General features: G+C 74.0%; 19 protein-coding genes. 7 read left to right on the top strand and 12 right to left on the bottom strand.

Annotated features, from left to right (window positions below; genetic code table 11):
- The first annotated feature begins 101 nt into the window (after positions 1–101).
- From H4687_RS36650 to H4687_RS36635, 4 genes are all read left to right on the top strand, one after another.
- Complete coding sequence (locus H4687_RS36650) at positions 102–1199, top strand: ADP-ribosylglycohydrolase family protein (RefSeq protein ID WP_046913363.1); 1098 nt, start codon at positions 102–104, stop codon at positions 1197–1199.
- 65 nt (positions 1200–1264) lie between these two features.
- On the top strand, positions 1265–1756 hold the full coding sequence (locus H4687_RS36645) for an NUDIX domain-containing protein (protein WP_046913364.1): 492 nt from the start codon (positions 1265–1267) through the stop codon (positions 1754–1756).
- Positions 1757–2137: 381 nt separating this feature from the next.
- Positions 2138–4522 carry a protein kinase domain-containing protein gene (locus H4687_RS36640; protein ID WP_046913381.1) on the top strand — a complete coding sequence of 795 codons (2385 nt, stop codon included), beginning with the start codon at positions 2138–2140 and terminating at the stop codon, positions 4520–4522.
- A 69-nt stretch (positions 4523–4591) separates the two neighbouring features.
- Positions 4592–5326 (top strand): SIR2 family NAD-dependent protein deacylase, encoded by a 735-nt coding sequence (locus tag H4687_RS36635; RefSeq protein WP_046913365.1) that lies wholly within the window; start codon positions 4592–4594, stop codon positions 5324–5326.
- 23 nt (positions 5327–5349) lie between these two features.
- Here H4687_RS36635 and H4687_RS36630 read toward each other — a convergent pair whose 3' ends face one another.
- Positions 5350–6138, bottom strand: coding sequence for a class I SAM-dependent methyltransferase (locus tag H4687_RS36630; protein ID WP_046913366.1), 789 nt, complete (start codon positions 6136–6138; stop codon positions 5350–5352).
- A 234-nt stretch (positions 6139–6372) separates the two neighbouring features.
- Between H4687_RS36630 and H4687_RS36625 the strand changes: the two genes are divergently transcribed.
- Together H4687_RS36625 and H4687_RS36620 are read left to right on the top strand one after the other, a co-directional pair.
- Entirely contained in the window at positions 6373–7626 is a 1254-nt protein-coding gene (locus H4687_RS36625) for a sensor histidine kinase (protein ID WP_046913367.1), read from the top strand.
- On the top strand, positions 7623–8324 hold the full coding sequence (locus H4687_RS36620) for a response regulator (RefSeq protein WP_046913368.1): 702 nt from the start codon (positions 7623–7625) through the stop codon (positions 8322–8324). The genes H4687_RS36625 and H4687_RS36620 overlap by 4 nt, the downstream gene beginning before the upstream one ends.
- Before the next feature lie 55 nt (positions 8325–8379).
- On the opposite strand, the gene H4687_RS36615 is transcribed toward H4687_RS36620, so the two are convergent.
- The 3 genes from H4687_RS36615 to H4687_RS36605 form a co-directional block, all read right to left on the bottom strand.
- Positions 8380–8883, bottom strand: coding sequence for a methylated-DNA--[protein]-cysteine S-methyltransferase (locus tag H4687_RS36615; RefSeq protein ID WP_046913369.1), 504 nt, complete (start codon positions 8881–8883; stop codon positions 8380–8382).
- 37 nt (positions 8884–8920) lie between these two features.
- Positions 8921–10405, bottom strand: a complete 1485-nt coding sequence (locus H4687_RS36610) for an AlkA N-terminal domain-containing protein (RefSeq protein ID WP_179859978.1) — start codon at positions 10403–10405, stop codon at positions 8921–8923.
- 227 nt (positions 10406–10632) lie between these two features.
- On the bottom strand, positions 10633–12582 hold the full coding sequence (locus tag H4687_RS36605) for a heavy metal translocating P-type ATPase (protein WP_192781839.1): 1950 nt from the start codon (positions 12580–12582) through the stop codon (positions 10633–10635).
- 57 nt (positions 12583–12639) lie between these two features.
- Between H4687_RS36605 and H4687_RS36600 the strand changes: the two genes are divergently transcribed.
- Complete coding sequence (locus H4687_RS36600; protein WP_046913371.1) at positions 12640–13008, top strand: ArsR/SmtB family transcription factor; 369 nt, start codon at positions 12640–12642, stop codon at positions 13006–13008.
- A 5-nt stretch (positions 13009–13013) separates the two neighbouring features.
- Here the strand turns inward: H4687_RS36600 and H4687_RS36595 are convergent, their stop codons facing one another.
- The 8 genes from H4687_RS36595 to H4687_RS36560 form a co-directional block, all read right to left on the bottom strand.
- On the bottom strand, positions 13014–13892 hold the full coding sequence (locus tag H4687_RS36595) for a hypothetical protein (RefSeq protein ID WP_046913372.1): 879 nt from the start codon (positions 13890–13892) through the stop codon (positions 13014–13016).
- Positions 13893–14163: 271 nt separating this feature from the next.
- On the bottom strand, positions 14164–14673 hold the full coding sequence (locus tag H4687_RS36590; RefSeq protein ID WP_046913373.1) for an O-acetyl-ADP-ribose deacetylase: 510 nt from the start codon (positions 14671–14673) through the stop codon (positions 14164–14166).
- Between the two features lie 142 nt (positions 14674–14815).
- Positions 14816–16000, bottom strand: coding sequence for a cytochrome P450 (locus H4687_RS36585; protein ID WP_050399346.1), 1185 nt, complete (start codon positions 15998–16000; stop codon positions 14816–14818).
- On the bottom strand, positions 15997–17409 hold the full coding sequence (locus H4687_RS36580; protein WP_050399345.1) for an alkaline phosphatase family protein: 1413 nt from the start codon (positions 17407–17409) through the stop codon (positions 15997–15999). The genes H4687_RS36585 and H4687_RS36580 overlap by 4 nt, the downstream gene beginning before the upstream one ends.
- Positions 17406–18572, bottom strand: coding sequence for a metabolite traffic protein EboE (eboE, locus tag H4687_RS36575; RefSeq protein ID WP_046919276.1), 1167 nt, complete (start codon positions 18570–18572; stop codon positions 17406–17408). The genes H4687_RS36580 and eboE overlap by 4 nt, the downstream gene beginning before the upstream one ends.
- A gap of 11 nt (positions 18573–18583) precedes the next feature.
- Complete coding sequence (locus tag H4687_RS36570) at positions 18584–19438, bottom strand: TatD family hydrolase (RefSeq protein WP_046919275.1); 855 nt, start codon at positions 19436–19438, stop codon at positions 18584–18586.
- A gap of 76 nt (positions 19439–19514) precedes the next feature.
- Positions 19515–20336 (bottom strand): EboA domain-containing protein, encoded by an 822-nt coding sequence (locus H4687_RS36565; RefSeq protein WP_046919274.1) that lies wholly within the window; start codon positions 20334–20336, stop codon positions 19515–19517.
- 63 nt (positions 20337–20399) lie between these two features.
- Complete coding sequence (locus tag H4687_RS36560; protein WP_046919273.1) at positions 20400–21248, bottom strand: sugar phosphate isomerase/epimerase family protein; 849 nt, start codon at positions 21246–21248, stop codon at positions 20400–20402.
- Positions 21249–21258: the final 10 nt, after the last annotated feature.

The following is a 21258-nucleotide window of genomic DNA, read 5'->3' as shown; positions in this document are numbered from 1 at the left end:
CTGCGACCCTAACCGGCCGGGCACCCGTACGTCATGCCCCGTCCCGACCACCGAACACCGCCGGACGGGCCGCCGTGCCCGGAAGTGGGTAGACCTGGACCATGACGCCCACGAGCCCCGCGACCCTCACGCCCCCGGTGGGGGCCGAACTCGGCGACCGTGTCCTCGGGGGCTGGCTGGGCCGGATCGCGGGGAACATGCTGGGCAAACCGGTCGAGCAGGGCGAGCTGTGGACGCGGGAGCGTATCGACCGGTACCTCCGCGAGGCCGGGGCCCTCCCCCTGACGGACTACCTCCCGGAGCCGGCCACCGAGAGCGACCGGCGCGCGCTGCGGCCGGAGTGGCGCAGCTGTGTGCGGGGACGGATCCACGGCAGCTGCCGCGACGACGACGTCGACTACGCGATCCTCGGGCTGCACCTGCTGGAGACGCACGGTTTCGGCTTCAGCACCGAGCAGGTCGGCGACCTGTGGCTGCTGCGGCTGCCGTATCTGCAGACGTTCACGGCGGAGCGGGCGGCCTACCGCAATCTCGCCCGGGGTCTGAAGCCGCCGGTGACCGCGACGTACGACAACCCGTACCAGGAGTGGATCGGCGCCCTCATCCGCGCCGACGTCCACGGCTGGACGTGTCCCGGTCTGCCCCGGCGCGCGGCCTCGCTGGCCCGGCGGGACGCGGTGCTCTCGCACACCGGCAACGGGGTGTACGGCGCCATGTGGGCGGCGGCCCTGGTCGCGGCGGCGTTCACGGCCACGGGTGTGCGGGCGGCCGTGGACGAGGCGCAGGCGGTGATCCCGGCGGGCAGCCGCCTCGCCCGGATCGTGCGCCGGGTCGTCGCCCTGCACGACGCCGGGCTGGACTGGGCGGACACGTTGACGACGGTGGGCGAGGAGACGGCCGGGCTGGGCTGGATCCATGTCGTGCCGAACGTGGCGGTGCTGACCGCCGGGCTGCTGTACGGCGGGGGCGACTTCACCCGGACGATCGCGCTGACCGTCCGCGGTGGCCTGGACACCGACTCCAACGGGGCCACCGCCGGGTCGGTGGCGGGGGTGCTGTGCGGGGCCGCGGCGATCCCGGACCGGTGGAAGGACCCCCTGGAGGACACCGTGCGCAGCGCCGTGTTCGGTTTCGACGGGGTGCGCATCAGTGAACTCGCGGAGCGCACGGTGCGGTTGGCCGAGGCCGCCGGCTCCTGAGCGCCGGTCGTCGTGCTCCCCGAGCGCCGATCTCCCGCCTTCCGCGGGCCGTCTACCCTGCCTGGATGAGCACTCCGGACTTCGCCGCGTACATCGCGAGCCTGCCCCGTGTCCTGGCCGGCGCCGCCGCCCTCTTCCGGGACGCCGAGGGGCGGATCCTCCTCGTCGAGCCCAACTACCGCGAGGGATGGGCGCTCCCGGGCGGGACGATCGAGTCGGACGACGGGGAGAGCCCGCGGCAGGGGGCGCGGCGCGAGACGCTGGAGGAGATCGGGCTGGACGTCGAGCCGGGGCGGCTGCTCGCCGTGGACTGGGTGCGCGGGGTGGGACGGCCGCCGCTGGTGGCGTACCTGTACGACGGCGGGGTGCTCGGCGAGGAGGATCTGAAGCGGATCCGTCTGCAGGAGGAGGAGCTGCTGTCGTGGCGGCTCGTCCCGCGCGCCGAACTCGCCGGGTACCTCCCGGGGGCGCTCGGCCCGCGGGTGCTCGCCGCCCTCGACGTGCTGGCGGACGGCACGGGTCCGGTCGAGTTGGAGAACGGCTGCCGGGTCGGCTGAACCGACGACGACCGGCCACGGCGGGGGCGCTCGGTTATTGACAGGAGTCACCTGACGTCGGGTCAACTGCCCTTGCACAGAACGTGAGAAGGGTGGAGGGGACATTTAATGCAACTTTAAAGCGCTGGCCGAAAACGCTGCCCGTTCGTCACTCCAGCATCTAGGCTGACATCACCCCCGTCCGAGCAATGGCGCCTCGCGTCCCGCTCAGGAACCGGGGCAGCACTCGGGACACCGTGATCGGCGGCCCGGGCGCGGGCCGTGGCTCCGGGAGACCCGGAGCACCTGGGGGAACGGTCACCGGGAGCCGCCCGGAGCAGTGCGTCTCCCCCGCCCGCGGGCCGATTGTCGCCCGTCCTCACCGAACAGGCAGCTGAGGTCATGGAACCACTGGGCTCAGACGATCCCGAGGAGCTAGGTCCCTACCGTCTCGTGGCCCGGCTCGGCGCAGGAGGGATGGGGCGGGTCTACCTGGCGCGTTCCCCCGAGGGGCGGACCGTCGCGGTCAAGGCCATCCGTCCCGAGCTGTTGGGGGACAAGAGCTTCCGTATCCGCTTCCGCCGGGAGGTGGAGGCCGCCGGAGCGGTCGGCGGCCGCTACACCGCGCCGGTGGTGGACGCCGACCCGGACGGTCCCGTCCCGTGGCTGGCCACGGACTACATCGCCGGTCCCACCCTGGCCGAGGCGATCGCCGCGCACGGCCCGCTCCCGGTGGAGTCGGTGCTCGTGCTGGGCGCCGGCATCGCCGAGGCGCTGATCTCGGTGCAGGCCGCCGGGCTGGTGCACCGCGACCTGAAGCCCTCCAACGTGCTGCTCGCCGCCGACGGCCCGCGCGTCATCGACTTCGGCATCGTCCGGGCGAGCGACGGCTACGACCTCACCCGCTCCGGCGCCCTCTTCGGTTCCTTCGAGTACATGTGCCCCGAGCAGGCCACGGGCGAGCCGCTGGGGCCCGAGGGCGACGTCTTCTCGCTCGGCTCGGTGCTCACGTTCGCCGCGACCGGACACGCGCCGTTCAGCGGCACCGCGGCGGCCACGCTCCTCTACCAGGTCGTGCACAGCACCCCCGATCTGACCGGGGTGCCCGAGCCCCTGGACAAGATCATCAATCTCTGTCTCACCAAGGACCCCCGGCTGCGCATCACTCCCGACAAGCTGGCCGCGGCCTGCGCGCCCGGGGGTGTGGAGCAGCTGACGGGGGACGGCTGGCTGCCCGCGTCGGTGGCCTCCTCGATCGCGCTGCGCGCGGCGGCGGTGCGGAGCCTGGACACCGCGCCGTACACGGAGGTCACGTTCCCCTCGGCCGGGACCGGCACCGAGCCGGACGCCCACACCGCACGGCACAGCCGGGCCGCGTACGACTTCGAGCGGGACGACGAGGGGGCCCGCGACACCCGGAGCCCGTCGGCGACGGAGTCCGGCCGCCCGTACGACGGCTCCGGACAGCCCGGCCGGGCCGCGCAGGAGCCGCCGCCCGGCGGTGCCGGCGGCGAACCGCGCTCGGGGACCGGGCCCCGCACCGGTGCGGAGCCGTTCTCCCCTCCCGAGGAGCCCGAGCCCTACCGGGCCTCCGGCGGGCACCGCCGCGCGGTGTCGCGGCGGGGCCCCTCCCGGCGTATGGTCCTGGGCGTGTCGGCCGGCTCCGCCACGGCCGCCGCCGTCGGTGCCGCCGTGGTGCTCGGCCGGCCGGAGAAGCCGGCCACACGCTCCACGAAGCCCGCGGGCCCGCCTCCCAAGCCGCTGTGGACCTATCGGGGTGGCCCGCTGGTCCAGGCGCCCGCCGTCTTCAAGGACGGCACGGCCCTGCTGAAGACCCGCCCGGGTGACATGCTCAGCCTCGATCTCCGGGACGGCACCCGGCCCCGGTGGGTCTACGAGGGCATCAGCCCGTCGCCGACCCCGACCGTGCTGGCCTTCGACGCCGCGGTCGCGCTCGGTGAGGGGGCGACGGTGATCGGAGTCGACCCGGTCGACGGAACGAAACGTTTCACCATCGACTTCGGGCCGGATTTCCGCTTCGACACGCTGCTCGGCGCCACCGACGACCGGGCCATCTCCGTCATCGGCGTCCGCCTCAGGAGACAGTCCGACGAGCAGGGCGTCGCGACCTCCACGGACACGGTGTTCAGCGTCGACCTCGCGGGCCGCCGCGCCGAGGTCATCCCCATCAGCCCGGAGGACGTCGGGGTCCGGCTGGCGCCGGTCATCGTCCCCGGCTTCTTCGTCTACGCCGACGGCCTGCGCAATGTCACCGCCCGCAACCTGATCGACTCCGGCGTCGTGTGGCGCCACCCCGTCGGCTACGACCTCCGGCCCGGCCTCGCCGTCCTCGACCGCACGGTGTTCGCCATCGGCCGGCAGCTGGAGGCCCTGAACCTGACCACCGGCAAGCTCCGCTGGCGGGTGAAGCCCGAGCGCGGCATGTTCGCCTCCCTCGGCGGCTACGGCAACACGGTCTACGTCACCGGCACCGACCCCGCCGGTGTGTACGCCTTCAACGCCGGTACCGGCGCCCGCCGTTGGTTCTGCCCCACCCCCCGCCTCAACATCGACCAGCCGGTCACCGCGGGCCCGGGCGCCGTCTACGTCCCGGCCTACCAGAACAGGGACGGCATCTACGCGATCGGCGCCGCCAAGGGCCGGCTCCTGTGGAACTTCACCGACGGCGTGGAGACCGGAGTCAACGACTGGCAGCTCGCCTGCGACCACAGCGGCGTCCTGGTCGCCCAGCACTACGACCGCACGTACGGGCTGCCCGCCCCCTGACACCACGCGGCCGGGGCGCCGCCCCGATATCCGCTCGCCCCGGCCGGAACCCCGACCTACCCTCACCCCATGAACAAGCCCCTCGTCGCCCTCCTCAGCGGCGCCGGCATCAGCACCGACTCCGGCATCCCCGACTACCGGGGCCCGAACGGGCTGTGGCGTCGCGATCCCGAGGCCGAGAAGCTGGTGACGTACGCGTACTACATGGGTGATCCCGAGATCCGCAGGCGCGCGTGGCGGATGCGGCGGCAGAACCGGACGCTGCGGGCGGAGCCGAACGTGGCGCACCGGGCGGTGGCCGAGCTGGATCGGTCCGGGGTGCCGGTGCGGGTGATCACGCAGAACGTGGACGGGCTGCACCAGCTCGCCGGGATGCCCACCCGCAAGGTCCTCGAACTCCACGGCAGCGCGCGGTCCGTGGTGTGCGTCGCGTGCCACGCCCGTACGCCGATGGAGGACGCCCTCGCCCGGGTCGAGGCCGGTGAGGACGATCCGCCGTGCCTGGCGTGCGGCGGCATCCTGAAGTCGGCCACCGTCATGTTCGGCGAGCGCCTGGACCCGGTGGTGCTCGGCGAGGCCGTCGCCATCACCAAGGCCAGCCAGGTCTTCATCGCCGTCGGCACCAGCCTCCAGGTCCAGCCCGCCGCCGGGCTCGCCGGAGTCGCCGCCGACCACGGGGCACGGCTGATCATCGTCAACGCCGACCCGACCCCGTACGACGACCGGGCGGACGAGGTCGTACGGGAGCCGATCGGGACCGCGCTGCCGGAGCTGTTGCGGGGGCTCGGTGCCGCGAGCGGCTGACCGGGCCGCCGGGCCCCCGCGCTTCAGTCCGCGGCGGGGCGGCTGACGCGGAGCTTGGACTGGCCGTGCGGCAGTTCCTCCCAGTCGTCCATGAAGCGGGCCTGGAGTCCGTGCTTCTCGGCGAGGGCGACGAGCGTCTCGGTGCGGTAGTAGAAGTCCTCCCGCAGGACGTGGTGTTCCGTGCCCTCGGTGCGGTCGAAGGTGAAGTCGAACCAGCCGTTCGGGGTCAGCACCCGGCCGACGTGGGACAGGCACTCCTCGATGACGTGGAGCGGCGAGTGCGAGAAGACGCTGTGCGCGTGCACGACGTCGAAGTGGGCGTCGGGGAGGAACTTCAGGGTCAGGTCGCGGACGGGCGTCAGGGTGGGCAGGCGTGACTGCAGCCCCATCTCGACGATGGTGTCCTGGGCGGCGGCGAGGATGTCGGGCGAGATGTCGAGGCCGTAGTAGTGGCCGGGCTCCAGGTGCCGGATGAACCGCCAGCCGCCGCGCAGGTTGCCGCAGCCGATCTCCAGCATCCGGTGCTCGGGACGCAGGCCGTGGCCGAGCAGGTAGTCGAACTGCATCGCGCCCAGGGCCAGCCATCTCTCCCGGCTGCGGCTGCCGACCGCCGCGTCCGGGTCGGCGCGGGTGTCGGAGCGCATCACCGCGCGGTAGTAGTCGATGTGGTCCGGGTGGCGGTGGCGCAGCCACATGTCGCGGGTGACGCGGATCAGATGGCGCGGCACGCGGCCGGGGTGGCGCAGGGCGTAGGTGACGCGGTGGCCGAGGGCGGCCCGGTTGACGGTGAGGTTCTTCTCGGTCGGCGGCACGGGGCTTCCTTCCCTGAGGACTCGGGGGTCGCGTCCCGAGGCGGCTCGGGTCGTGCTGCCAGCCTCGGGGCTGCGGCGGGGTGTGCGGTTCGGTCGACCGGCTCCGGTCCGCGGGCGGTTCGGGCGATCCTCGTATCAGCCGATCGGTTGATGCGGCCGGGAGCCGGTCACGTTAGACACAGGAGGGCGACCTGTGAAGTACCCGAGGAGCACGACAAGAGAGCCGGTGGGGCGATGAGTTGGCCGGAGCAGGAGCGCACGGACCCGGACGGCCGCTGGCTGGCCGCCGTCGTGCACGCCGCGTTCTTCCTGCTGCTGTGCTCCTCGTTCGCCCGGTTCCTGACCCGCGATCAGGGCGGGACGCGTGCCGGCTGGGTGATGGCGCTGTTCGCGGTGTTCGGGCTCCTCTACGCCGTCGGGCATCTGCTGGCTCCCGCGCCGCCTCCCGGCAGCCGGCCCTCCACCCGGCATCTGGCCTGGCTGGGGTCGGTGACGGCGGTCTGGGTCGTCCTGCTCGCGCTCGCGCCGAGTGCCACCTGGTGTGCCATGCCGCTGCTGTTCGCCGGGCTCCACACGCTGCCGCCGCGGCTGGCCGTACCGCTGGCGGTGCTGCTGACCACGCTGGTGGTCGCCGCCGAGATACGGGTGTCCGAGGGCACCGTCAACCCCAACATGGTCGCCGCCCCGCCGGCCATCGCGGCGGTCGCCACCGCCCTCTTCGTCCATCTGCGGCGGCAGGCGGCCCGGCAGCGCGTCCTCATCGGCGACCTGGTCCGCACCCGACGGGATCTCGCGGCCACCGAACGGCGGGCGGGGGTCCTCGCGGAGCGGCAGCGGCTGGCCACGGAGATCCACGACACCCTCGCCCAGGGGCTGTCCAGCCAGCGGATGCTGCTCCAGGCCGCCGAACGCGTCTGGGACACGGACCCGGACGCGGCCCGTGGACACATCGGGAGGGCGGCCGAGATCACCTCCCACAGCCTGGCCGAGGCACGCCGGTTCGTGCACGACCTGGCTCCGGCCGACCTCGTGGAGCGCTCGCTGCCCGCCGCGCTCGGCGCCCTCGCCGAACGGGAGAGCGGGCCGGGCCTGACGGTGGAGTTCCGCCTCGACGGCACCCCCGGCCCGCTCCCCGAACGCGCCGAGGCGGCCCTGCTGCGCATCGCCCAGGGCGCCCTGGCCAACGTCCGCGAACACGCCGCCGCGACCCGGGCCGCACTGACCCTGACCTGCCTCGACGACCAGGTCTCGCTGGACATCGCCGACAACGGGCGGGGCTTCGACGCGGAGCGCCGGACGGCCACCGGGACGGACGGGGCGGTGCCGGGGCGGGAGCGCGGGCACGGGCTGCCGGCCATGCGCATCCGGGCACGGCAGTCGGGCGGCACCCTCACCGTGGAGTCCGCTCCGGGCGAGGGCACGGTGGTGTCGGCGGCCGTCCCCCGTACGCCGATCGTCCGCGACACCGCCGGGGGGTACGTCCGATGAGCGGGCCGGTGTCCTCGGGGCCGGCCGGGTCGCCGCCCGTCGACCGGCCGCCGGTGCGGCTCCTGCTCTGCGACGACCACGCCGTCGTACGCGCCGGGCTGCGCGCGCTGCTGTCCAGTGCCGACGGCATCGAGGTGGTCGGTGAGGCGGGCACCGGCGAGGAGGCGCTCGCACTGGCCGCCCGCCTGCGCCCCGACGTGGTGCTGATGGACCTGCAACTCGGCGACGGCATGGACGGGGTGACGGCCACCCGGCGGCTGACGGCGCGCCCGGCCGAGGACGCGGAGGCACCCGCCGCGCCGGTGCCCCGCGTTCTCGTGCTCACCATGTTCGACACCGACGCCGACATCAGCCGCGCCATCGAGGCGGGAGCCACCGGCTACCTCCTCAAGGCCGAGCGGCCCGACGAACTGTTCGCGGCGATCCGCGACGCCGCGACCGGCCGTACCGCGCTGTCGGCACCGGTGGCCGACCGGCTGATGGCCCAACTGCGCAGCCCCCGGCCCACGTTGTCCGAGCGCGAGCACGAGATCCTGGGCCAGCTGGCCCGCGGTCTGGGCAACCGGGAGATAGCGCGGGCCCTCTTCATCAGCGAGGCGACCGTCAAGACCCACCTCGGCCGTATCTACGCCAAGCTGGGCGTGGAGACGCGGGCCGGCGCGGTGGCCGTGGCGAAGGAACGCCGTCTGCTGTCGTGATCCGCGCCCCCGCGCCCGACGCGCCCCCGTTCCTCCGTTCTCCCGCGTCCTCGGGCTAGAACAGGGCCGCCCCCCGCTCGAAGTCCAGCAGCCGCCGCTTGCGTTCGACGCCGCCGCCGTAGCCGGTGAGGCTGCCGTCGGAGCCGACGACCCGATGGCAGGGCACGATGATGCTGACGGGGTTGCGGCCGTTGGCCAGGCCGACCGCGCGGGACGCCTTGGGGTTGCCGAGGTCGTCGGCGAGATCGCCGTACGCGCGGGTCTCGCCGTAGGGGATCGACACGAGCCGCTCCCAGACCAGCCGCTGGAACGGGGTGCCGTGCAGTCGGAGTTCGAGGGTGAACTCCCGCAGCTCGCCGGCGAAATAGGCCGTCAGCTGCTCCTCCGCCCCGGCGAAGAGCGAGTCGTCACGGGGGCCGAAGTTCTCCTGCGGCGGGCGGTGCCGCTGCTCCGACATGTAGAGCCCGCACAGCACACCGTCGTCGTCGGCGACGAGGGTGAGGGGGCCGTAGGGACTGTCGACGACCGTGTGCCGCTTCCGCGACGCCTGGTGCTTCATGAAGGGTCCTTGAAAGATGCGTCCGCCCTGAACGGGCTCATACGGGAAGGTAGTTGATGGGGTGGCTGTCCGTCGCCCACAGATACTGGACGGCGTAGGCCCGCCAGGGCCGCCAGGCCGCTGCCCGGGCCGTGAGCGCCGCCGGGGTGGAGGGCAGGCCCAGCTCCCGGGCCGCGCGCCGGATTCCGAGGTCGCCGGGGAGGAAGGCGTCGGGGTCGCCGAGGGCGCGCATGGCGATGACCTCGACGGTCCAGGGGCCGAAGCCGGGGAGGGCGAGGAGGCGGGCGCGGGTCTCGGCCCAGTCGCTGTCGACGCCCAGGTGCAACTCGCCGTCGGCGAGAGCGCCTACCAGGGTGGAGAAGGTGGTCCGGCGGGTGCGGGGCATCGCGAGTGTCTCGGGGTCGACGGCCGCCAGCGCCTCGGGGGTCGGGAAGAGACGGGTGAGGCCGCCCTCGGGGTCGTCGACCGGCTCACCGTGCGCGACGACCAGCCGGGCCGCGTGCGTGCGGGCCGCGGCCGTGGACACCTGCTGGCCGAGCACGGCCCGTACGGCGAACTCGGCCTCGTCGACGGTACGCGGCACCCGGCGCCCCGGCGCCTTGTCCACCAGCGGCGCGAGCACGGGATCACCGCTCAGCTGCTCGTCGACGGCGACCGGGTCGGCGTCCAGGTCGAGCAGGCGGCGGCAGCGGCTGATGGCGACGGGCAGGTCGCGCAGATCACCGAGGGTGAGCCGGCAGGCGATGTGGTCGGGGCGCGGCGTGAGGCCCACGATGCCGTGACCGTACGGCAGCCGGAGGGTCCGCCGGTACGCGCCGTCCCGCCACTCCTCCACCCCGGGCACGGCGGTCGCGGCGAGGTGACCGAAGAGGTTGTCGGGGTTGAGCGGGGCCCGGAACGGCAGCCGCAGGCTCAGCGCGCCGGAGGTGCCGGGGGAGTCGGCGCGCTGCCCGGCCGAGCGGGTGGCGCGCCCGCGCAGTTCGCTCGGCGACAGCGCGAAGACCTCCCGCACGGTGTCGTTGAACGTCCGGATCGACGCGAACCCGGCGGCGAACGCGATCTCCGCCATCGGCAGCGCCGTCGTCTCGATCAGCAGCCGCGCGGTCTGCGCCCGCTGCGCCCGTGCGAGCGCCAGCGGCCCGGCCCCCAGCTCGGCCAGCAGCTGCCGCTCGACCTGGCGGGAGCTGTACCCGAGGCGCCGCGCCAGCCCCGGCACGCCCTCGCGGTCCACCACGCCGTCCCCCACCAGCCGCATCGCCCGCGCCACGAGGTCCGCCCGCTGATCCCACTCCGGCGATCCGGGGCTCGTGTCCGGTCGGCACCGCTTGCAGGCCCGGAACCCGGCCTGCTGGCAGGCCGCCGCACTCGGATAGAACGTCATGTTCTCCGCCTTCGGCGGCACCACCGGACAGCTGGGCCGGCAGTAGATCCGCGTGGTCACCACGGCCGTGAAGAACCACCCGTCGAACCGCGCGTCCTTCGACCGCACGGCCCGCACGCACCGCTCCGTGTCTTCGTGCATCCCGTTCCGCATGACACCAGCATCGGGGAGGGGAGCGAGGAGGGCTGGCGAGAATCCGACATCGAGGTGCGGGCGTCCCGCCGGCTTCAGGCCCGTCGGAGGACGCGGAGAACCGCGCGACCGGCCTGCGCGACCGGCTTGTGCGACCGGCTTGTGCGACCGGCTTGTGCGGATGCGTGCCCGTCGGCACCCGACGAGCCGCCCTCCCCCTCGGACGAGCCGCCCCCTCAGTCGCGCGCGGCCCTGCGCCAGGCCGACTCCCTCAGCAGGCGAAGCCCGTTCAGCCCCACCACCACCGTGGACCCCTCGTGCCCCGCCACCCCGAGGGGCAGCGGCAGATGACCCACCAGGTCCCACACCACCAGCACCGCGATGCACACCCCGGCGATCACGAGGTTCTGCACCACCAGCCGCCGGGCCGCCCGCGACAGGCGCACCACCGCCGGGATCGCGCCCAGCTCGTCGCGCACCACCACCGCGTCCGCCGTCTCCAGGGCGAGATCGGACCCGGCCCGGCCCATCGCCAGCCCGGAGTGGGCGGCGGCGAGCGCGGGTGCGTCGTTGACGCCGTCCCCGACGAACAGCACCTTCCGGCCCTCGTCCTGGAGGCCCCGCACCGCCGCCACCTTCTCCTGCGGCAGCAGCCCGGCCCGCACGTCGGCGATGCCGGTGTCCGCCGCCACCCGGGCCGCGGCACCGGCGTTGTCCCCGGTGAGCAGGACCGGCGACACACCGGTCACGGCCACGAGCGCGGCCACGGCGCCGGGTGCGTCGGGGCGCAGCCGGTCGGCCAGGGTGAGCGTCCCGACGGCCTCCCCGTCGCGCGTGACGACGACCGTCGTCCCCTCGGCCGCCGCGCCGGAGTCGGCACCCTCGCTCTCCCCGGGCCGCCCCACCGTCACCACGCGCCCCTCCACGGTCGCCCGCACACCCCGTCCGGGCAGGGCGGTGAAGTCCCCGGCGGCGGCCACCCGCAGCCCGCGGGCGCCGGCCGCGGCCACCACGGCGCGGGCCAGCGGATGCTCACTGGGGTGCTCGGCGGCGGCGGCCAGTGCCAGCAGCCCGTCCTCGTCGAGCCCGGAGCCGGGCAGCGGCCGTACGGCCGCGATCTCGGGCGCGCCCTCCGTGAGGGTGCCGGTCTTGTCGAGGGCGGCGAGGTCGATCTCGCCCAGCCGCTCCATGGCGACGGCGGACTTGACGAGGACACCGTGGCGGCCGGCGTTGGCGATGGCGGAGAGCAGCGGCGGCATGGTGGCGAGGACGACCGCGCAGGGCGAGGCCACGATCATGAAGGTCATGGCGCGGAGCAGCGCGGCCGTGAGGTCCTCGCCGAGGGCCAGCGGGATGCCGAAGACGGCGAGGGTGGCGACGACGACGCCGACGGCGTACCGCTGTTCGACCTTCTCGATGAACAGCTGGGTGGGCGCCTTGGTGCGCGAGGCCTCCTCGACGAGGCTCACGATGCGGGCGATCACGGAGTCGGCCGGGTCCCGTTCGACGCGGACGCGCAGCACTCCCGTGCCGTTGAGGGTGCCCGCGAAGACCTCGTCGCCGGGGGCCTTGGGCACGGGCAGGGGTTCGCCGGTGATGGTGGCCTGGTCGGCCTCGCTGTCCCCCTCCAGGACCCGCCCGTCGGCGCCGATGCGCTCGCCGGGGCGGACCAGCACCACGTCGCCGACGGCGAGCCGGTCGGTGGGCACGGTCTCCTCGGCGGAGCCGTCCGCCGGCAGCCGGGTGGCCGTGGTGGGCGCGAGGTCGAGGAGCCCCCGTACCGAGTCGGCGGTGCGGGCGGTGGCCAGAGCCTCCAGGGCTCCGGAGGTGGCGAAGATGACGATCAGCAGACCGCCGTCGAGGACCTGGCCGATCGCGGCCGCGCCCAGCGCCGCGACGATCATCAGCAGGTCGACGTCGAGGCTCTTGTCCCGCAGCGCCCGCAGCCCTTCGAGCGCGGGCTCCCAGCCGCCGGCCACGTACGCGATCGCGTAGAGCGGGCCGTACAGCCAGGCGGAGGCCCCGGCGAGGTCCAGCGGGAAGGCGAGCAGGAAGGCGACGGTCGAGGCCAGCGCCCAGCGGGCCTCGGGCAGGGCGAGGACCCGGGTGCGGCGGCGGGGGGCCGTCGGCAGGGACGAACGGGGGGCCGGTGACGGGGCGAGGGTGGCAGACACGCGGCACACCATACAGGAACACATGAAGACTCATTCATGCCTTCATGTGAGATGGGTAGGATACGGACCATGGGTCATGGAGCCGTCACCTCAGCGCAGGACGCCACCCCTCGCGTGCGCCTGGACGGGGGCAACGTCGCCAAGGTGGCCACCACCCTCCAGGCCCTCTCCACCCCCTCCCGCCTGCTGATCCTGGCCCGGCTGCGCGAAGGCCCGCTCCCGGCGACCGAGTTGGCCGCCGAGGTCGGGATGGAGCAGTCGGCCTGCTCCCACCAGCTGCGTCTGCTGCGCAACCTCGGCCTGGTCGTGGGCGAGCGGCGGGGACGTTCGGTGGTGTACGCGCTGCACGACCACCATGTCGCCGAGCTGCTGGACCAGGCCGTCTTCCACGTGGAGCACCTGAGGCTGGGCCTCAGCGACGCTCCCGACGGGGACTGAGGCGCTCACGCCGCCGGCAGTGCCGGCGGCGTGACGGCCGGCAGACCGCCGAGGAGCCCCCCGACCAGGCCGGTGACCAGGCCGAGCACGGGCTGCAGGAGGCCGGTGACGACCCCGAGGACCGGGGCGAGCAGACCGGTCACCGCGCCCAGGACGGCACCCAGGTCGAGCGAGGCCAGCGCCTTGAGCAGGCCGTCGACCGCGGACTGCAGCGCGGCGAGCAGATCCGCCACCGGGTCGGCCGCCGCGGTGGTGCGGTCGGTGCCGGCCGGGGCCGCCGCCTTCAGCTTCTGCAGCCGCTGCTGCACGGTGGTGTGGGCCGTCCGCAGGGCCGTGGCGTGCCGGGCGGCCTCGGCCGCGTCGAGCCTGTCTGAGTCCAACTTGGCGATGGTGGTCAGCTCGTCCAGCAGCGGGGCGAGGACATCGCCCTGGTCCATGCGGTCGAGCAGGTCCAGCTGGTCCAGGAGCACGTCCGTGTCGGTCGCGACGGTGTCGGCCTCGGTAGCCGTCTCCGTCACCGTCACCGTCTCCGTCTCGGTCGCCGTGGCCGTGGCGGCGTCCACGTCGGCCTCGATGTCCGCCAGCAGCCCGTCCATGTCGAGGTCGAGCCGTGCGAGCAGCGCGTCCACGTCGGCGATCTCCTGGGCGATGAGAGCGTCCGCGTCGGCCTCCTCCTTCGCCAGGAGGGCGTCGATCTCCGCGTCCAACGCGTCGAAGAGGGCGTCCAGATCGGGTTCGGGGACCGCCGCGGCCCCGGTCGAGGTGCGGTCCGAGGCGGTGCGGCCCGCGTCGACGGCCGCGGTGGCGGTGCCGACCGGACCGAAGACCAGTGCCCCGCACACCAGGGGCGAGAGGAGGAGACCACGGGAGACGAGGGCGCGCATGCACGTTCCTTTCGAAGCAGCTGTCCTTGCGCTCACCGTGGAAGGCCGCACGGCCCGCCGCAACCGATCACGGCGCCGGGGCCCGGTCTGTCAACGTGCCACGCCGACGACGCTGACCAGCGTCTTTCTTCCGGCGTACGGCTGCGTACGACTCCGTTCGAACCACTCCGGCCGTTCGTCCGTCGGAGTGCGGCAGGACGGCACGCCGGTCCGTGCGATGCACCCCGCCGCGCGCTCGGCGCCGCTTCGGGCGCGTCGATGTGAGCCGATGTCAGCCCGTCCGTGCGGCGAAGGCCGCGTAGGCCTCGTCGTCGAAGAGGACGAACCTGACCTCCTCGACCGAGGTCTCCGTGGTGCGGACGGTCTCCACGGCGATACGGGCCGCGTCGTCCATCGGCCAGCCGTAGACACCGGCGGAGACGGCGGGGAAGGCGACCGTGCGGGCGCCGAGTTCGTCGGCCACGCGGAGGGATTCGCGGTAGCAGGAGACGAGGAGGGCGGAGCGGTCGAGGCTCTGGCTGTGGACCGGGCCGACCGTGTGGATGACCCAGCGCGCGTCCAGGTCGCCCGCCGTCGTGGCGACGGCCTGGCCGGTGGGCAGGCCCCGCCCGTAGTGGGAGGCGCGGAGCTTGCGGCACTCGGCCAGGATGGCCGGGCCGCCGCGCCGGTGGATGGCGCCGTCCACTCCTCCCCCGCCCAGGAGGGAGGAGTTCGCGGCGTTCACGATGGCGTCGACGGACTGCTGGGTGATGTCGCCCCGGACGAGGGTGATGGTGGTCATGCCCGCCTCTATATCAGCCGCGGGGCCGTACGAGCCTCCCGATTCGGCGGTGCCCCGACGGGCCCGCGACCCGGCCGACGACCGGCTCGCCGCCCTGTCGGCCCGGCGCACCACCGGCCCCTCGGCCCACCTGCTCGGCGACCTACCAGCTCACCGGCAACGACCGCACCCCGTGGGTCGTGCTCCTCGTGAACGCGAAGTGCTCCGGCGGTGCGGTCAGGCGCAGGTTCGGCAGGCGGTCGAACAGGGCGGGCAGGCCCACCTGCAGTTCCGCCCGGGCGAGCGACTGGCCGATGCACTGGTGCAGCCCGTGGCCGAAGGCCAGATGGCCGGTGGTGTCACGGCGGACGTCCAGGGTGTCGGGGTCGGCGAAGCCGGACGGGTCGCGGTTGGCGGCGTGGACCGCCACGATCACGCCCTCGCCCGCGCGGATGCGGACGCCCGCGACCTCCACGTCCTCGGTGGCGATGCGGCGCAGCCCCGAGTGCGCGACGGTCAGATGGCGCAGCAGTTCCTCCACCGCGCCGGGCCACAGGCCGGGGTCCGCGCGCAGGGCGGCGAGTTGTCCGGGGTGGCGCAGCAGGTCCACGACCGCGAGCGGGAACATGTTGGCGGTCGTCTCGTGACCCGCCACCAGCAGCAGCGAGGCGATCCCGACGGCCTCGGCCGCGCTCACCTCGCCGGTCGCCACCCGGTCCCGGGCCAGCCGCGAGACGAGGTCGTCGGCGGGCTCGCGGGTGCGCCGGACGAGGAGTTCGCCCAGGTAGGTGTGGAGGGCCTTGCGGGCGGCGATCATCTCCTGCGGCCCCGAGGCGAGGCTGCTGAAGGACCGTGCCTGCCGCTGGAAGAAGTCGTGGTCCTCGTACGGCACCCCGAGCAGCTCGCAGATGACGAGGGACGGCAGCGGCATGGCGTACGCCTCGACCAGATCCGCCCCGCCGGCGCCGGCGGCCGTCATCGCGTCGAGCAGTTCGCCGCAGATCCGGGTGATCGCCGGCCGCAGTTGTCCGATGCGGCGGAAGGTGAAGTCGGGGATCAGGACGCGGCGCAGCCGGGTGTGGTCGGGCGGGTCCATCATGAAGAACTGTCCCGGCGCCCGCGGCGGCGACTGCGGGCGGAAGCCGGGGAAGCCGGCGCGGGTGGAGTCGGCGCTGAACCGCGGGTCGGCCAGGACCGTGCGGGCGTCCTCGTGCCGGGTGACCAGCCAGGGGGTGGTGTCGCCCCAGACGGTCACCCGGCGGATCGGCTCCTCGGCACGCCACTTGGCGTACTCGGGCGCGGGGTCGAGGAGCGGGCGGAGGGTGGGCAGGGGAGGGTGGGTGGTCATGCTGATCGCCCTTCGTCGCGCAGTCCCGCGAGCTCCAGCAGGAGGGACTTGATCTCGGTGGCGGCGTACGCCTCACGGGCCGACTCGCCTGCGGAGCACAGCAGTACGGGCCCGTACCGCGGGTCGGCCGGGAGGCGCCCGTGGCTGCCGCTGACGCCGGAGGGGTCCAGCGGCACCGTGCTCAGGCGGTAGCGGAAGCCCAGCTTCTTGCGGGCGACCTGGCCGAGGGCGCGGAGCTTCACCGCGGGGACCGTCTCGTCGTACAGCAGCTCGGCGGGGTCGTAGCCGGGCTTGCGGTGGATCTCGACCTGGCGGGCGAAGTCGGGGGCGCGTGCGTCGTCGAGCCAGTAGTAGTAGGTGAACCAGGCGTCGGGGTCGGCGAGGGCGACCAGTTCGCCGGAGCGTTCGTGGTCCAGGCCGTGGGCCGCCTTGCCCGCGTCGTCCAGCACCTCGTCCACGCCGTCGAGTTCGGCGAGGAGCTTGGCGACCTCCGCCGTGTCGGCCGGGTCCCGTACGTACACATGGGCGATCTGGTGGTCGGCGACGGCGAAGGCCCGTGAGGTCCAGGGGTCGAGGTACTCCATGCCGTCCTGGGTGTGCACCTGGAGCAGACCGGCCCGGCGCAGGGCGCGGTTGATGTCCACGGGGCGGGAGACGGGGGTGATGCCGTACTCGCTGAGGGCGACCACGGTGGCGCCCTCGCTCAGGAAGTGGTCGATCAACGGGCGCAGGGCGTCGTCGAGTCGGCGTGCGGCGCGGAGCGTGGCCGGGGAGTCGGGGCCGGAGCGCTGCGGCTCGTAGTCGAGTTGGGGGACGTAGACGAGGGTGAGGTCCGGTCGGTGTTCGTCGAAGACCTGGCGGGCGGCGCCGAGGATCCACTGGGTGGAGGGCATGCCGGCGTTGGGGCCCCAGTAGGTGAACAGGGGGAACGGGCCCAGTCGGTCGGTGAGTTCGTCGTGCAGGGAGGGCGGCCAGGTGTAGCAGTCGGGTTCCTTGCGGCCGTCGGAGTAGTAGACCGGGCGTGGGGTGACGGTGAGGTCGACGTCGGCGCCCATCGCGTACCACCAGCAGATGTTGGCGACCTTGTAGTCGGGGTCGGCCCTGCGGGCGGTCTCCCAGATCTTCTCGCCGCCGACGAGCGCGTTGTGCTGGCGCCACAGCAGCACCTCGCCGAGGTCCCGGAAGTACCAGCCGTTGCCCACCGCGCCGTGCCCGGAGGGTGGTTCGCCGGTGAGGAACGTGGACTGCGCCGCGCAGGTCACGGCGGGCAGGACGGGGTCGAGCCGGGCGCGGAAGCCGCGCTCGCCGAGGGCGGCCAGGGCGGGCATGTGGCGGAGCAGCGCGGGGGTGAGACCGACGATGTCGAGGACGACGAGCCGGTGGGGTCGGGTGCTGGTCCGGACACTCACTTGTGGTCCTCCTCAAGGCCGAGACCGGTCAACCGGTCGCGGGCCCAGGCGAGTTCGGCGGCGATACCGCCGGGCAGGTCGGTGGGCGGTTCGGGGAGGACGGACCAGGTGTAGGTCTCGACCTCGATGTGGTCGCAGTCGGCCGATGTCCCGCCGAGCAGCCCTGCCAGGACCTGGGTCAGCTGGTCGGCGGTGGTGCGCAGCGGCGGTTCGGGGTCGGCGTGCAGCGGGGCGTGGAAGTGGACGCGCCAGGGGCCGGTGTCCGTGGGCAGACCCCCGTCCAGCGCGTCCGGCAGATCGTCGACGCCCCGCACGTCCGGCGCCTCCTGCCACGTCGCCGTGCGCGTCTGGTGCAGGAACCGGGGCTCCGCGAGGCGCCGCAGGGCCGCGTGGGCGGCGGGGTCGGCCGGGTCGGCGGCCTCGACCGCGCAGGACGCCTGGAGCTTGACGACAGGCAGTCCGGCGTCGGCGAGGCGGCGCAGGGCGGCGCCCGGTTCCTCGAACTGTACGGCGAGATGGCAGGCGTCGAGGCAGACCCCGAGCCGCTCGGGGTCGAGGCCGCGCAGCTCCCGTACGGCCTGGGCGGTGGTCTCCACGACGCAGCCGGGCTCCGGTTCGAAGCCGACCCGGATACGGCGGCCGGTGTCCGCCTCGACCTCGGCGAGCCCGGCGGTGAGCCGGTCCAGGGCGCGGCGCGCGGTGTCGGCGCGGTCCGGTGGCCACGGTGTGCGCCAGGCCAGCGGCAGGGTGGAGACGCTGCCGCGCGCGGCGTCGTCCGGGAGGAGGGCGGCGAGGAGGCGGGCGCAGTCGAGGGTGTGGCGCAGCCGGGCCTCGTCCGCCCAGTCGGGGAGGTAGACGTCCTTCTTGACCACCTCCCGGTGGAACCCGGCGTAGGGGAAGGCGTTGAGGGTGACGGTCTCCAGTCCACGAACCGCGAGTTCGTCTCTGAGGTGCTTCAACTCGCCCGGTAAGGCGGCCAGTTCGGTCACCACGTCGCGGGCGAGCCAGAGGCCGACGCCGAGCCGGTCGACGCCGAGGCGCTCGCGCACCGGTTCGGCGTGGTCGGCGAGCTGGGCGAGGACGCCGTCGAGGTCCTCCGCCTGATGGACGTTGCTGCAGTAGCCGAGGTGGACGGCGGTGCCGTCCGGGTGCCGCAAGCGCATGGTCCGTCCTCTCACTCGCCGCCGCGCCGGACGGAGTTGCCCTGGAAGCTCGACTCCTCGTCCGGCTTGGGCTCGTCGAGGTCCAGCCGGCCGCTCTGCCCGTAGAAGGCGACGGGGTTGCGCCACAGCACCCGGTCCACGGTGTCGTCGTCGAACCCGGCGGCGAGCATGGCGTCGGCGGTCCTCCTGGTCTTGAGAGGGTCCGAACGGCCCCAGTCGGCGGCCGAGTTGACGAGCACGCGCTCGGTGCCGTGCTCCTGGAGGATGGTCACCATGCGGTCCTCGCTCATCTTGGTCCTCGGGTAGACCGAGAACCCGGCCCAGCAGCCGCTGTCGAGCACCATGCCGACGGTCAGCTCGTTGAGGTGGTCGAGGACGACGCGTTCGGGGGCGATGCCCGACTCCCGTACGACGTCCAGGGTCCGGCGGGTGCCGGTGGCCTTGTCGCGGTGCGGGGTGTGGACGAGGACGGGCAGTTCGTGCTCGATCGCGAGCCGGAGCTGGAGCGCGAGGGCCTCGTCCTCCTCCGGCGTCATCGAGTCGTAGCCGATCTCGCCGACGGCGACGACCCGGTCCTTGGCGAGATAGCGCGGCAGTTCGTCCAGCACGGGCCGGCAGCGCGGGTCATTGGCCTCCTTGGGGTTGAGCGCGATCGTGCAGAAGTGCTGGATGCCGAACTGGGCGGCCCGGTAGGGCTCCCAGCCGAGCAGGGCGTCGAAGTAGTCGTAGAAGCTCTCCGGCGAGGTGCGGGGCTGGCCGAGCCAGAAGGCCGGCTCGACGACGGCGCGCACTCCGGCCGCGTGCATCGCCTCGTAGTCGTCGGTGGTGCGGGAGGTCATGTGGATGTGGGGGTCGAAGATGCGCACGTGCGGACCTCTGTCTCGGGGTGTTCCGTGGGCGGTACGACGCGGTGTGCTCAGGGGGCGGTACGACGCGGTGTGCTCAGGGGGCGGTGGTGGTCCGGGCGTGGGCCGCGGCGCGGTTCAGAGCCCGCAGGGCGCGCTCGGCGGCCTCCCGGCGGCCGGGCGCGGCGGCGCGCGTCTCGGCGGTGAGCCGGCCGGCCGGGCGCCCGGCGGCGGGGAAGGCGACGACGACGGGCCAGATGTCCGCCGGTACGTCCCGTCCGGCGGCGACCCGCTCGTGGGCGAAGTCGGCGAGCATGCGGGCGAGTTCGGCGTCCGCGCGGGTGGTGAGACCGGCGATCCGGTCCAGTGGGATCTCCTGGAAGACGCACTTGAGCACGGCCTGCCGGTACTCGGCCTGGGGAAGGAGCGCGGCTCCGTACGGGCCGAGGGCGGCCTCGACGACGCCGCTGTCGTTGCCGCGCAGCGCCTCGCGGACGAGCGGCAGGGCGAGGTCGCCGAGGGGTTCGCGGCCCGTGCCGCCGCCCTCGGCGTCGGTGAACAGGTGCAGGGCGCGCAGGACGGCCCGCTGTTCGGCCGGGTCGCCGTGGCGGAAGAGACCCGCCAGTTCGTCGGCGAGCGGCTGGCCGCCCAGCGGCAGCGCGGTGAGCAGCACGGCGCGGGCGGCCTCGTCGACGGTGAGGCGCGCGTCCAGCGGGGCGCGGCCGCAGCGTCGTCGGACGGCGGGGAACAGGGCGCGGATCGCGGCGGGCCGGTCGGCGACCCGGGCCACGGCCTCGTCGAGCCAGGCGCGGGCCGCCGCGTCCAGCGGGTGCCGGGCGAGGAGGGTTCGGGGATCGGGGGGGTCGGGGGGTTCGGCCGGATCGGGTGACGCGGCGTTCGGCAGTCCGGTGGAGAGCATGACGGAACGACCTCTTGTGGGGTGGGAGGACTTGAGGGGGGTGGTCGTCGGGCCGGGTCGGGGTCAGGCCGTCGCCGCGCGGAGGAAGTCCAGTGAGCGACGGGCCACTTCGGGGGCGTCGAGGGAGCCGCCCTGGATCTCCACGGAGACCAGTCCACGGTGGTCGAGGTCCTGGAGGGCGGCGAGTACGGGTGGGAAGTCGATCTCGCCGGCGCCGAGTTCGAGGTGCTGGTGGACGCCCCGGCGCATGTCCTCGATCTGCACGTTCAGCAGGCGCGGGGCGGCGAGGCGGACGCACTCCAGAACCGTCCGGTCCTCCACGCAGTGCGCGTGCCCCACGTCCAGGGTGATCCCGAACAGTTCGTGTCCGCCGGTCAACTCGGCGAGTTCCAGGCACCGTTCCACGGTGTCGACGAACATGTACGGCTCGGGTTCGAAGGCCAGCGAGACGCCGCACTCCCCCGCCGTGTCCAGGACGGTCTCGACGCCCGCCGCGAGCCGCTTCCAGGCGTCCCGCTCCGGCAGTCCGTCGTCCGGCGCGGGGCCGCTGCACAGGTGGACGGTGGGCGAGCCGAGGTCGGCGGCGATGCGGACGGCCCGCCGCAGCAGGTCGATCCTGCGCTCGGCCCCGTCCGCCATGAGGGTCGGGTGGTGCTTGCCCCAGGGGTCCAGGAGATAGGGGGCGCCGGTCTCGACCGTCACGTCGAGTCCGTGCCGGGCCAGGTCCCGGGCGACGGCGTCCACCCGTCGGGGCAGGTCCGGCGCGTAGGGGTCGAGGTGGCCGTGGTCGAGGGTGAGCGCGACGCCGTCGTAGCCGAGGTCGGCGAGGACCGCGAGGGCGTCGGCGAGCCGGTGGTTGGTGAAGCCGTTGGTGCCGTAGCCGAATCTGAGGGGGGTGGGGGGCGGGGTCATGTCGGCTTTC

The organism is Streptomyces stelliscabiei (assembly GCF_014873495.1).
GTDB classification, from domain to species: domain Bacteria; phylum Actinomycetota; class Actinomycetes; order Streptomycetales; family Streptomycetaceae; genus Streptomyces; species Streptomyces bottropensis.
This window is presented reverse-complemented; position numbering and strand designations above follow the sequence as displayed.